Raw genomic sequence first — 13,079 nt, 5'->3', positions numbered from 1 at the left:
ATTGACTTCTTTCGATGACTGAGATACCCTTATCTTATAAGAAATGAGGAGAAGCTATGCAACCACAAAAACTAAGCGAGCTGCGAAAGTATTTTGCAGAAACAAAGCTACAATTCTTTACCGATTTATATACCAAAGCCATTTGGGGAGATATGGGTGAGGATTGTGCTTCTATTTATCTTTCTGCCAATCGGGAAGCTTGGCACTTACATTTTATCCGCACCCAAAGCGGAGAGCCTTATCCATTAAGTGAAACCGTCTGCAATGTTATTGATGAATATGAAAAAGAGCTTAACGATAACGAAGCTTATGACTTGTTAATGCTGCATAATAAAATGAAGGAGTTTGAAGATTTTTGTTCTTCCAACTAGCCTTCATTTTTTCTTATAACAAATGTTCGATTATGGCATCGCGAAACTGCTGCGTCGTTGCTGTTCCATGTAAATCCGGTGTTAAGGAAACTGCTTCCTTCAACACCTCATCAACCGCCGTACGTATTCTGCTTGCTGTTTCTTCCTCCTTTAAATAATCAAGCATCATACATGCCGATAACAATAAAGCTGTTGGATTTGCTATATGTTTACCGACAATATCCGGTGCAGAGCCATGCACTGCCTCAAACATAGCATACGTTTTTCCGATATTACAGCTTGGCAACAGCCCCAATCCACCAATCAAGCCACTGGTTAGATCCGAAACAATATCACCGTAAAGATTTGGCATTACCAATACGTCAAAGGCTTGTGGGTGCATAACCAACTGCATACATACGTTATCAACAATTTTATCATCTGCCATAATACTCGGATATTCCTTGGCAATATCATAAAAAATAGCTAAGAACATACCATCACTTTGTTTTAAAATATTTGCTTTGTGCACACACGTTACCTTATGACGATGATTGCTTAACGCATATGCAAACGCATCACGAATGATTCGCTCACTCGCCTTACGGGTAATGATTTTTGTCGCATGCACCGTATCTTCATCAATCACTTTTTCCACACCGACATACAAATCTTCAGTATTCTCTCGAAAAGTTACAAGATCAACATTAGGAAATGGTGTTACAATTGCCGGATTCGATTTTGCCGGGCGAATATTCGCATATAAATCATACTTATTGCGCAAGGTTACATTTAACGAACGAAATCCCTTACCGATCGGAGTAGTGATCGGAGCTTTCAAAAGTACCTTATTTCTTTCAAAAGAGGCATACGCTTCATCTGGTATCAGCTTTCCATTTCGCTCATATTCCATTGCGCCTACCTCAAAACATTCAAATGTTACTTTTGCCTTTGCGGACTTTAAAATCTCTAATACGGCATCGCAGATTTCCGGTCCGATACCATCTCCTCGAAACACAGTTACAGTTTTCATAAACGATCCTCCATCTTCACATAGTCTTGTAGCTCTCCGACATATTTGGTTGCCGGACGTACGATGCGCCCATCATACAGCTTATTTTCAATATTGTGCGCCAACCACCCAACCGTTCTGGCAAGCACAAACAGCGGAGTAAATAATTCTTGCGGAATCCCTAGCATATCATAAACAAAGCCGGAATAAAAATCGACATTACTGGAAATACGAATATGCTTTCTCTCCCACATCACTTTTTTAGCACAAGCCTCAAAGCGTTTATAAAAAGCATATTCGCTCATTCTTTGCTTTTCCTTAGCCAAAATCTCGATATAGCTTTGCAGCACTTCGCTTCTTGGATCGCTCAATGTATAAATTGCATGCCCCATACCATATACCAAACCTGAGCCATCAAAAAAACGTTTGTCCAAAATTTGATTGATCAGATTGCAAATCACTTCTTCTTCCTCACAATATCCGATTTTTTCAACCACCGCCTCTAACATGGCTCTTACCTTCATATTTGCGCCTCCATGCCTTGGTCCCTTCATAGCACCAATCGCCCCTACCATAGCCGCATATATATCCGTTCCGGTGGAAGCAATCACAACATTTGTAAAAGTGGAATTATTCCCTCCCCCATGATCGGCATGAACAATCAACAACATATCCAAAAGCTGTGCCTCTAGCTTTGTATAGCGATTATCTTTTCTTAGCATATACAAAAGATTTTCTGCTATGGATAAATTATGCTGTACCAAATGAATAACAAGGGATTCTTGATGATAACGATGCAACTTGGATTGATAGGCATACACCAAAATACTAGGAAGCTTTGCCAGAATATCAATTCCTTGCAAAAGCGTATTGGAAATATCGGTAGCATCTGCTTTATCATCATAGTCATACAAACTAAGCACTGCCTGTTGAATACGATTCATGATATTTTTACCGGGCATTTGCAAAAACTTGGTTTCTAAAAAATCCTTAGGCAACTCATAGTGAGAGCGCAACAGTTCGCAAAATTCTTTCATCTGTGCTTTATTGGGTAAATATCCAAACAGTAATAAAAAACAGATTTCTTCATATCCGTAAGTTTGTGCTTTTGAATACCCGTTAATCAATTCTCGTAATTCTATACCACGGTAATACAATTTCCCCGCTACATCACATTTTTCTTCATTCCTAATTTCATAGCCAACCACATCTGCAATTCGTGTTAAACCGACACGTACACCGGTCCCATCTTCATTACGCAAGCCCTTTTTCACATTATATTTACGATACAGCGCATTAGGAATTTCATTTTCCTTTTTACCGGCTAGATAAAAGGCATAAAGTTTATCCTCCATACTATCCCCTCCTTTTTGTAACTTATTTCATAATTATAACATAATTTTCATAAAATCAAATGAAAATATTTTCTGTTTCGTGTATAATAGAATCATTGATAAAGGAGGTAGATGCATGCCAACAATTACAGAAAAAATTATACAAGCACATTTAAGTGAAGGAGCTTTACAGCGAACAAAGCCGATTGCTATTCACATCGACCAAACCCTAACACAAGATGCAACAGGTACGATGACCTATCTTCAGCTCGAAGCAATGGGAGTAGATCAAGTAAAAACCGATTTATCTATCAGCTATGTAGACCATAATACGCTACAAAACGGATTTGAGAATGCTGATGATCACAAATATTTGCAAACGGTAGCAATGAAGCATGGAGTGCTTTTTTCAAGACCTGGAAACGGAATATGCCATCAAGTACATTTAGAGCGCTTTGCGAAACCGGGAACAACCTTATTAGGCAGTGATTCACACACACCAACAGCAGGAGGCATAGGAGCACTTGCAATCGGAGCCGGCGGCTTAGATGTTGCTTGTGCAATGGCCGGAAGACCCTTCCATTTGGCAATGCCGGAAATCATCAATGTAAGATTGCATGGCCGCTTATCAAAAGGTGTCAGCTCTAAGGATATTATCTTAAAGATCCTGCAAATTTTGTCAGTAAAAGGTGGCGTGGGTAAAGTTATTGAATATAGCGGCGATGGAGTAAAAAACCTCAGTATTCCACAACGTGCAACCATTACGAATATGGGAGCCGAGTTAGGTGCTACGACCTCCATTTTTCCAAGCGATGAGGTAACAAAAGAATTTTTACGCAAACAGCAACGTGAAGAAGATTATAAAGAACTGTTTGCCGATGATGATGCCTGCTATGATCAAATCATCGAATTGGATTTGGAAAAGCTTGAACCGATGATTGCCATGCCACACTCTCCGGATAATGTTTTAACGGTAAGTGAGGTTGCCGGTCTTAAGGTAGATCAGGTTGCTATCGGTAGCTGTACCAACTCCAGCTACCTAGATATGATGAGTGTTGCCAATATCTTAAAGGGAAAAATGATCGACCCGAATGTTTCCCTTGTTATTTCTTGTGGTTCCAGACAGGTATTGCATACCCTTTCAAGCAATGGCGGTTTAGCAACTATGATTGCTTCCGGTGCACGCATTTTAGAAAGCACCTGCGGACCTTGTATTGGCATGGGGCAATCTCCTATTTCTAACGCTTTATCACTTCGTACTTTCAATCGCAATTTCTATGGACGCAGTGGAACCTTAAGTGCTAAGGTCTGCTTGGTTTCTCCCGAAACAGCTGCAGCAAGTGCACTTGCCGGCTATCTTGTGGACCCACGTACGATAGATTACGAATTGCCCGAAGAACCAAATACATTGAACATTGATGATCGCATGATTCTTATTCCAAGTGAGGAAACAGCTAAGACAACAAAGGTAGTTCGTGGGCCAAATATCAAACCACTTCCAATCAATACCCCATTAGATCATGAAATCCATAAAAAAGTAATAATTAAGGTTGGTGATAACATTACTACTGATCATATTGCTCCTGCCGGTGCAAAAGTTTTGCCTTATCGCAGCAATATCGAGAAAATCAGTGAATTTATTTTTATGAATGTAAAAGCCGATTTCCATGATGACTGCCTTGCGAACAATGGAGGATTTATTGTTGCCGGTAGTAATTATGGCCAGGGAAGCTCTCGTGAACATGCGGCACTTGCTCCGATGTATTTAGGAATCAAAGCCGTGTTTGCCAAAAGTTTTGCCCGCATTCATCGTGCGAATCTTATCAATTTCGGCATTCTTCCTCTAACCTTTCAAGAAGAAAGCGATTATGATGCTATTGATGAATTCGATGAGCTAATGATTGATAATTTACACAATCTACACCCGGATACACCTTTAACCGTATCCAATACTACCAAGAACACGCATTTCCTTGTGAATCACAACCTTACGTATTTAGAAATCGAAACGATAAAGGCTGGTGGTACTTTAAATCTTATTCGTCTACAACAAAGCACTACCTAGCATAAAAAAACTCTGTCAAATCGGCAGAGCTTTTTATTACTACTTTTTATTTTTCGCAAGCATTTCTTTTTCACTATCCGGATCCTTTACAAAGGCTAAAAAGATTGCTCCCAATATCATCAAGGGTATCAAGCCTAATATCCCATACTGTGTTTTTCCGGTAAGCATAATCAATACGGACACACACATCGGTCCAAGAATAGCCGAAAATTTAGAAAACACTGAGAAGAAACCAAAAAATTCATTACTATCTGCCTTATCCGGTATCAGCTTTGCAAAATAGCTTCTTGATACGGATTGAATACCTCCTTGAAACAATCCTACTAAAATTGCCACGACCCAAATGAAATTAGCATTGCTTTGAATAAGCACACCACTAGCAATAACTCCGATATAACCGATAATTCCGGCATAAATCATTTTTTTAGAACCAAAGCGACCGACAAGCTTACCGAAGATAATTGATGCCGGACAGGCAATGATATTGATGAAAATTACAACAACCAAGCTCATTACATCACTGATCCCCATCTCGGTAGCTAGACTTACTGCCATTTTAATAACCGTATTTACACAGTCAATATAAAAAAAGTAAGATAAACAAAACATAAAGATATTCTTATTTTTCTTCACATTGCGAAAAGTATTCCACAGCTTTACAAATGATTTTTTCACATAATGTGATTCCGGCTCATAATAATGCTTTTGCTTGACATTTTTTAACATCGGACGTGAATAAAAAAGCCACCATAAAACCGCCATTCCCATCGTCATACTACAAGCTAACCGATAGCTTAACTCAAAGTTTCCAATCATAACACTGCCCTGCTCATTTCCAAACAAGGTAACAATAGCAAATGGAATGATAAAGATCAAAAAAGGAAGTACGCTGCCAATATATCCCCAAGCATAGCCCGCTGCCGATACCTTATCCACACGCTCATCATCGCATACATCAACGATAAAGGCATCATAGAAAATAATGGAGCCATTATACCCCAGCATAGCAATCACAAACAAAATGAGTGCTGCCTTATAGTCAATAAAAGGTAGTGCTAATCCAAAGCCTCCGGCAATTCCTAAAAATAAGAAAAATTTAAACATTTGCATTTTTTTACCTTTGTAATCTGCAACTGTTCCTAAGACCGGCGATAAAACAGCTAAAACAATCGCATATATGGTGTTTGCCCACCCAACATACACACTGCTGTTCTCCGGTGTAATTTTAGCAATAAGCAATGGGAAAATAACCGTACAGGTTGTTAATACCTGCGCACTATTTCCAATATCATACAAAATCCAACTAATCTCTTCCTTCGTAAAATGCAGCTTTCGCAATATTTTCGTAAACATACTATGCCCTCTCTGTCATATTTCTAATTCATAAAATATTCCCTTTTTTGTTTTTATTATAATATGAATCAAATAGAATGAACATGAAAAACTGCATATTTAACGATATTTTTACATAAACAGTACCAACTTACTAACAGTTGTTAAAATAAAATATAGCTGAAAACCGAAACTTAGTAGATGCAAAACCAATACTCTTATTTATAATCCTATTGGTAATTTGTATAGTATTTCTTGTTTGCTATATCCTCTTTAAGCATTACGAATATCCTCTAAAACATCATCTTGTTTTAAATATCTTAGTGTTCGTTTCATACAACTGATAAATTTGTTTTATAGGACAAAGAGTTCAAAATATATACATTTGTAATACATTTCTTATTTTGTATATTTCTTTCACTTATATTTTAATATTGTTTATAAGATAGTGTAAAATAACCGTACTCTTTTGAACAGAAACTGAAGATTATGTCTACTTTACAAGAATGTAAATTTAAAAAGTATTTCTTCTCATCTAGGACATAGCAGTATAAGAGTTACATCTAAGATTTATTCACATACAGCATAGGAAGCAAATACTAAATTATCATTAACTATTGAAAGTATCTTTAATGAATTGGATAGATAAACACCAAATAAGCACCCAAAAACTTAAACACGATCGATTTAAGATACTTCATGATACTATACAATGCAAAAAAAGCCCGAACTTTTCAGGCTTTTACTATTTTTAAATATTTTGTTGTATTTTTGAGCATCTTATTCTACACCGATAATAAACGAATATACCGGCTGAGATCCGTTCGTTAATTCCACTTCCACATCAAAGTTATTTTCTATATATTCAACAATTTGATTTGCTTCTTCTTCACAAACATCTTCACCATAGATAAGTGTTACGATTTCGCTATCATCATCAATCATTTGAGCCAACAGCTGACGGGTAGCTTCCATTTTATCCTGAATAGAAAGAACAATATCCTTTTCTTTAATTCCCATGTAATCTCCCGCTTTGATTTCCATACCTTCAAATGTTGTATCCTTAATGGCATAAGTAATCTGACCGGTTTTTACAAGTGATAAGGCATCACTCATTTCGGTTACATTCATATCAAAATCAATATCCGGATTGAAATTGATACATGCGCATAAGCCTTGTGGAATTGTCTTACTTGGAATCACATGAACATTTTCATCTTCACAAACGATTGCCGCTTGCTGTGCTGCCATAACAATATTGGAATTGTTTGGCAATAGGAAGATATTTTCAGCGTTCACTTTCTTAATAGCCTCTACAAAATCTTCCGTAGACGGATTCATCGTTTGTCCACCGCTGATTACGATATCTGCACGCAGCTCTTTGAACATATCACGTAAGCCATCACCGGCAGCAACCGTAATAATCGCATATTTCTGCTTTGGCGCTTGTTCTTCTTTTTTCTCAACAGGAGCATTCGTTAAAATATTTTCATGCTGTTCCTGCATGTTTTCGATTTTCAGCTTAACAAATTCTCCATAACGCTGCCCGAGATTTAAAGCTTCTCCCGGTGTTAATGTATGTACGTGAACCTTAACAATATCATCATCTTGAACACAAACAATCGAATTTCCGATACGTGCCAACGCGTCCTTTAAAGCTTCTTCTTTAAAGATGGTTAAGCCCTGCTCTGATAAACGAATGATAAATTCTGTGCAATAGCCGAATTCATCACTTTCAACAGCAGCTTGTACTCCTTCACTTGTTTCATCACTTTCTGTTTTTTCAATCATGTTTCCCTGCATTGCAGACAGGAACCCTTCAAAAATTGTTAATAGCCCTGCTCCGCCGCTGTCTACAACACCGACCTCCTGTAAAACAGGCAATAGCTCCGGTGTGCGTGCTAAGGAAGCCTTAGCTTCTTCTACCAATTTTTCCATGACCTCTAAACAGCTAACATCTTCTTTTCCACTCGCATAAGCGTATGTATAATCCGCTGCCTCACGAATAACCGTAAGGATCGTCCCTTCCACCGGACGCATAACGGCTTTATAAGCAACACGAGAACCACTTACTAAGGCATTGGCAAGCTGAAAACCATTGACTTCTTTCATGCCATCTACCCCTTGGTATAAACCTCTGAAAATTTGTGATGTAATAACACCTGAATTTCCACGGGCACCCATCAACAGTCCTTTAGATAATGCCTTGGCAATATCACAAACATCATCACTGCTACATGCAAGTGCGTCTTTCACTCCGGCACTGAAAGTGAGCGACATATTCGTACCGGTATCTCCATCGGGAACAGGAAAAACGTTCAGTGCGTCAATTTCGCGAAATTTATTTGCTAAATGATTGGCACCACTAGCCAACATCTCCTTAAATAACTTTCCATTTATTGTTGTCATACAACCACCTACTTCATTACCTTAACATCTTGAACATATACATTTACCTGTCGGAAATCCAATTCAAGTGTTTTTTCTAACATATATTTTACACGCTGCTGTACCTCACGGACAACTTCACTGATTTTTACACCATGAGAAACAATAATATACATATCAAGTTCTAATCCTTCATCTGTATTACGCACAACAATACCTTTTGTATAATTCTCTTTTTTCAAAAGTTCGGCAATGCCGTCCTTAAGGATTTTCTGTGATGCCATTCCCACAACACCATAGCATTCTGTAACAACGCCACCGGCTAATGCTGCAACAGCGTCCATAGAAATATTGATATTTCCATACTGCGTACTCTTTGTAATTGACATAATACTCCTCCTTATATCTGTATCATTATATCAAAAAGCCTTAAAACTTTCAATTTTTACTCTTTCGTAGAACAATCCAAGGATTGAATGCTGCCGGTATTGATATCCGGCCACAGACACGCCTTATCTTTTTTCAATTCCATAAGTGTATCTAAATAGCTGTTCAACAAAGGTATCGACTCGTATGACGTAAAGATCGTATTTCCATCTGACATAATAATTTTTACCATGTGCTCATCATAGCTGGTCGCATACGGAACAATTTCCGAAATCATGGAAATAACCTCTGGCTCTACCGGGTCCTTTTTACTGAAAAAAGCTTTAGAAAGCTGCTTTAGCTCTTTCTCCTCAAATCCGTTAATAAGCGGGAAATCGACAATCGTAGAAAGCCTATCCTCGTCGATCTCGGTTTTGCTTCCATCTTCCATCAGCATATAGTTTTCTTCATTTTCCACCAGATATCCAAGCATTCCTTTCTCACTGACCTTAATGGAAATAGAACCATTCAGCTTTTTTTCTACATGAACCTCATCAATGAGAGGATCCTTCAAAAGCTTCCATTCTATATACCATTTCGGCATCACCATATAACGAGTATCATAAGATAGATTTGCCTTTTTTAATATTTCTTCCTCATTGTAAAAAACATTACCGGAAACCTTTAGGGCATTGACCTTGGAAATATCACTGTAAAAATAAACGGCAATTACAGCAATCAGTATTACTAAAATAAGCAATCGCCTTTGACGCTTCTTTTTTTTTCGATTCTTCTTTTTTTTCTGCAGGGCAAGGTATTTCGCTTCGACGTCATCGTATAGCAGATCGTTTAGCTCTTCCAATTAAATTTCTCCACTTCCGTAATCAATTCTACGCCGAATTGCTTTCTTACTTCCTGCTGTATTTCTTTAACAAGTGCAAGGATTTCCGTTGCTTTTGCATGATCCTCATTCACAATAAAATTTGCATGCTTATCGGATACCATCGCACCGCCTATACGTTTCCCGCGATAACCGATACGCTCAATCAATTCCCAAGCCTGATACCCTTGCGGATTGCGAAACATGCTGCCGGCGCATGGCTTGTCAAGAGGCTGCGAGTCCATACGACGCTTTCTTCTGGAATCCATTAAATCGCGAATGGCCTTTTGATCTCCCTTGGTTAATTGCAAACGACAGCCAAGGATAATCCAATCGAAATGCGATTGAAACAAAGAGTGCCGATAGCGATAATCCAATTCCTCTACCGACATGCTGACAACGCTTTTATCCTTTAAAACATAAACTTCTTTTAAGATTTTCGACATATCGCTCTTATAAGCACCCGCATTCATAAATACAGCACCGCCAACGGTTCCCGGTATTCCACTAGCAAATTCCAAACCACTTAGGGAGTTCTTCATTGCTTCGTATGCCAAAAGTATGATACTTGTACCAGCTGCCGCAACACATGTTCCATCAGCTTCAAATACAAAATCCGTAAAATATCGATCCAAGCTGATAACAGCACCCTCATAGGCATCATCGCTGCATAAAATATTGCTGCCCTTTCCAAATACCTTACGCGGTATCTGTGCTTCCTCTAAAATATCCAAAATACGCAACAAACCTAGCATATTTTTTGGATAAATAAAATATTTACATGGTCCGCCTATGCGAAATGTAGTACGTGTAGACAGCTTTACATCGCACTCTACATCTGCATAAGGCCGTAATCGTTCTATAAGCTTCTCCAATTTATTTCACCTTTTTCATTTCATCGCACCAGTCTAAAATATCCTCACTGGCATTCGGTTTCCCCAACGCTAATGCATTTTTCTTCATTTCTTCACGTAGCTGTGCATTTGTCATTACCAAATCAATTTTTTGTTTCAATATATCTGCATTCAAATCTTTTTCTTCAATCATAAATGCAGCTTTATGCTCAACCAATACGTTTGCATTATAGAATTGATGATTATGCGCAACATAAGGACTCGGTATCAAAATGCTCGGTGTTCCAAGTGCGGTAATCTCTGCCGCTGTTGTCGCACCAGCACGACATACAATCAAATCCACATGCTCCATGATCGCAAGCTGTTTTACATAATCAACAACAAAAATATTATCCTTTCGCAATTCCTTCTTGATTTCCTTATCATTATTTTTACCGGTTACAAATAAAATCTGATAGCTCTCATCAAGAGAAGGAAGAGCATCTTTCATAATCGCATTGATGGAAGTCGATCCTAAAGAACCCATAACAACTAAAATCAACGGCTTTTCAAGAGAAAGCCCTAAGGAACAAAAATACTCCTTATCAAAGCTTGCCTGTTCCGCGTTTGTTGCCCTTGGATTTCCTAATAAGCGTGTTTTCTTTCGTTCGAATTCCTCAAAGCATTTTTCATAGCAAATAACGATGGCATCCATTTTATCCGCAACTGCCTTATTTGCAACACCGACAATCGAATTTTGTTCATGAATCATCGTCGGGATATGCTTTGCATGTGCTGCAAGCATCACAGGAGCACTGACATAACCACCAAAGCCAATCACGATGTCCGGTTGAAATTCTTTCAAAATAGAAAAGGTTTTACGATAGCAGTTTGCCATCAGTGCAAGAGCCTTCAGCTTTCGAAAAACATTTCCGGTCAATCCACTGGCATGTAATCCCTTGAATGCATAACCATGGGCAGGAATTTCCGTAGCTTCCATACGATCATCATTTCCTACAAATAAAATTTCAATATTCTGATAACGTTTCTTTGCGGCATCAGCAAGTGCGATTGCCGGATAGATATGCCCTCCGGTTCCTCCGGTAACGATCAGCATTCTCATCAAATCACTCCTTATATTTTATTATAGCATGTAAGCGAACCTAAGAAAATATATTTTATGAATTACTCCTCATTTGCAATACTCTCCAATAAGCCAAACGATCCCATCATTACAACTAAGGAGCTCCCACCATAGGAAATAAAAGGCAAGGTAATCCCTGTTACCGGAAACAATCCCACGACAACACCTAAATTGATCATGACTTGAATTGCAAACAATGAGGTTAATCCAACCGCTACGTAGCATAAATACGGATCATGACACCCTTTTGCAATCTTCACACCTTGATAAATAACCGCTACAAACAACCCGATTAAAAGCACACTGCCTAAAAACCCAAATTCTTCTGCGAAGATGGCAAATATAAAATCTGTCTGTGGTTCCGGCAAATAAAAATGCTTCTGCATGCTTTGATCAAAGCCAACACCCAAGATACCACCTGGTGCAATTGCGAACAAGGACTGTATGATCTGAAATCCAGCACCTAAAGGATCCTTCCATGGATTGATAAACGATGTAATACGTGCCAAGCGATAGGGTGCTGAAATAATCAAGCCACCAAGTCCTATCAAGCCAAGCATTCCCACTCGAACAAAATATGAAATCGGAGCATCGGCAGCTAATACAATAACAACAATCGAGCATACCATTACAAGTCCACTGCCAAAATCCGGCTGCAACAAAATCAATCCAAATCCGAAAGCAACCAAAAATCCCGGAAATAATAAATCGCGTTTAAAGGTTTTAATACGATAGCGCTTCGCTAAAAAATCCGAAACATACATAATTACGGCAATCTTAAAAAACTCCGATGGCTGAACTAGTAGGCTTCCTACTCCAAACCACGAACGGCTCCCATTACGCGCAACTCCTAACCCGGGAATGAGCACCAAGACAAGTGTTCCTATACAAACCCAATACAATAGCTTTGCCTGCTTACGCAACTTCAATAAAGAAATTCGGCTTGCTGCATACATTACAAATAAGCCGACAAGCGCAAACATTGCCTGCTTTTCCATGAAATAATGTGCATTATCAAATTTTGCTTCTGCCCAAACACGTGAGCTGCTGCCAACCATAACAATCCCTATGATAACCAACAATAAAATCAACATTGTTAGTAATCTTGTTTTTTTGGTAAACAAGCCATCACCCCACCAATAGCTTATGAGTAGGAAAACTATCCTATTACGCTTTCACCATTTTCACTAAAGCCATCAATCCCTGTGTGCATTTGTACAACAAACCTTATCATATCTTAAACGAAATTCCTAATTGATATTTTTCTTTGCTGTAAACATCTATCAATAAACATATTCGCAAAAGGTAAAGTATTCATTTCAACAATCAGAATATAGAGATTTCATCTGCATAAAAGTTGTAAGCAAAAAAATGT

Annotated in this window: 11 protein-coding genes; 2 read left to right on the top strand and 9 right to left on the bottom strand. The window is 38.4% G+C overall.

Annotated elements, in window-relative coordinates; all coding sequences use genetic code 11:
* The first annotated feature begins 56 nt into the window (after positions 1-56).
* The gene (locus EUBDOL_RS08250) at positions 57-371 is read left to right on the top strand and encodes a hypothetical protein (RefSeq protein WP_004800480.1); all 315 of its coding nucleotides are present in this window, start codon (positions 57-59) and stop codon (positions 369-371) included.
* Between the two features lie 13 nt (positions 372-384).
* On the opposite strand, the gene EUBDOL_RS08245 is transcribed toward EUBDOL_RS08250, so the two are convergent.
* Together EUBDOL_RS08245 and EUBDOL_RS08240 are read right to left on the bottom strand one after the other, a co-directional pair.
* Positions 385-1,383 (bottom strand): isocitrate/isopropylmalate dehydrogenase family protein, encoded by a 999-nt coding sequence (locus tag EUBDOL_RS08245; protein ID WP_004800479.1) that lies wholly within the window; start codon positions 1,381-1,383, stop codon positions 385-387.
* On the bottom strand, positions 1,380-2,717 hold the full coding sequence (locus tag EUBDOL_RS08240) for a citrate synthase (protein ID WP_004800478.1): 1,338 nt from the start codon (positions 2,715-2,717) through the stop codon (positions 1,380-1,382). The genes EUBDOL_RS08245 and EUBDOL_RS08240 overlap by 4 nt, the downstream gene beginning before the upstream one ends.
* Positions 2,718-2,832: 115 nt before the next feature.
* Here EUBDOL_RS08240 and EUBDOL_RS08235 point away from each other — a divergent pair, with 115 nt between their 5' ends.
* Complete coding sequence (locus tag EUBDOL_RS08235; protein WP_004800477.1) at positions 2,833-4,761, top strand: aconitate hydratase; 1,929 nt, start codon at positions 2,833-2,835, stop codon at positions 4,759-4,761.
* 39 nt (positions 4,762-4,800) lie between these two features.
* Here the strand turns inward: EUBDOL_RS08235 and EUBDOL_RS08230 are convergent, their stop codons facing one another.
* From EUBDOL_RS08230 to ftsW, 7 genes are all read right to left on the bottom strand, one after another.
* Positions 4,801-6,114, bottom strand: coding sequence for an MFS transporter (locus EUBDOL_RS08230; RefSeq protein WP_004800476.1), 1,314 nt, complete (start codon positions 6,112-6,114; stop codon positions 4,801-4,803).
* Between the two features lie 759 nt (positions 6,115-6,873).
* Positions 6,874-8,502: a DAK2 domain-containing protein gene (locus EUBDOL_RS08225; RefSeq protein WP_004800475.1), complete on the bottom strand. Its 1,629-nt coding sequence runs from the start codon at positions 8,500-8,502 to the stop codon at positions 6,874-6,876.
* Between the two features lie 8 nt (positions 8,503-8,510).
* Positions 8,511-8,870: an Asp23/Gls24 family envelope stress response protein gene (locus tag EUBDOL_RS08220; protein ID WP_004800474.1), complete on the bottom strand. Its 360-nt coding sequence runs from the start codon at positions 8,868-8,870 to the stop codon at positions 8,511-8,513.
* A 56-nt stretch (positions 8,871-8,926) separates the two neighbouring features.
* Complete coding sequence (locus tag EUBDOL_RS08215; RefSeq protein ID WP_004800473.1) at positions 8,927-9,709, bottom strand: cell division protein FtsQ/DivIB; 783 nt, start codon at positions 9,707-9,709, stop codon at positions 8,927-8,929.
* Complete coding sequence (gene murB, locus EUBDOL_RS08210) at positions 9,697-10,602, bottom strand: UDP-N-acetylmuramate dehydrogenase (RefSeq protein WP_040463662.1); 906 nt, start codon at positions 10,600-10,602, stop codon at positions 9,697-9,699. The genes EUBDOL_RS08215 and murB overlap by 13 nt, the downstream gene beginning before the upstream one ends.
* Position 10,603: 1 nt before the next feature.
* Positions 10,604-11,683, bottom strand: coding sequence for an undecaprenyldiphospho-muramoylpentapeptide beta-N-acetylglucosaminyltransferase (gene murG / locus EUBDOL_RS08205; RefSeq protein WP_004800471.1), 1,080 nt, complete (start codon positions 11,681-11,683; stop codon positions 10,604-10,606).
* A gap of 62 nt (positions 11,684-11,745) precedes the next feature.
* Entirely contained in the window at positions 11,746-12,828 is a 1,083-nt protein-coding gene (ftsW, locus tag EUBDOL_RS08200) for a putative lipid II flippase FtsW (protein ID WP_040463660.1), read from the bottom strand.
* Positions 12,829-13,079: the final 251 nt, after the last annotated feature.

The sequence above is a fragment of the Amedibacillus dolichus DSM 3991 genome (assembly GCF_000154285.1).
Classification (GTDB): Bacteria; Bacillota_I; Bacilli_A; order Erysipelotrichales; family Erysipelotrichaceae; genus Amedibacillus; species Amedibacillus dolichus.
This window is presented reverse-complemented; position numbering and strand designations above follow the sequence as displayed.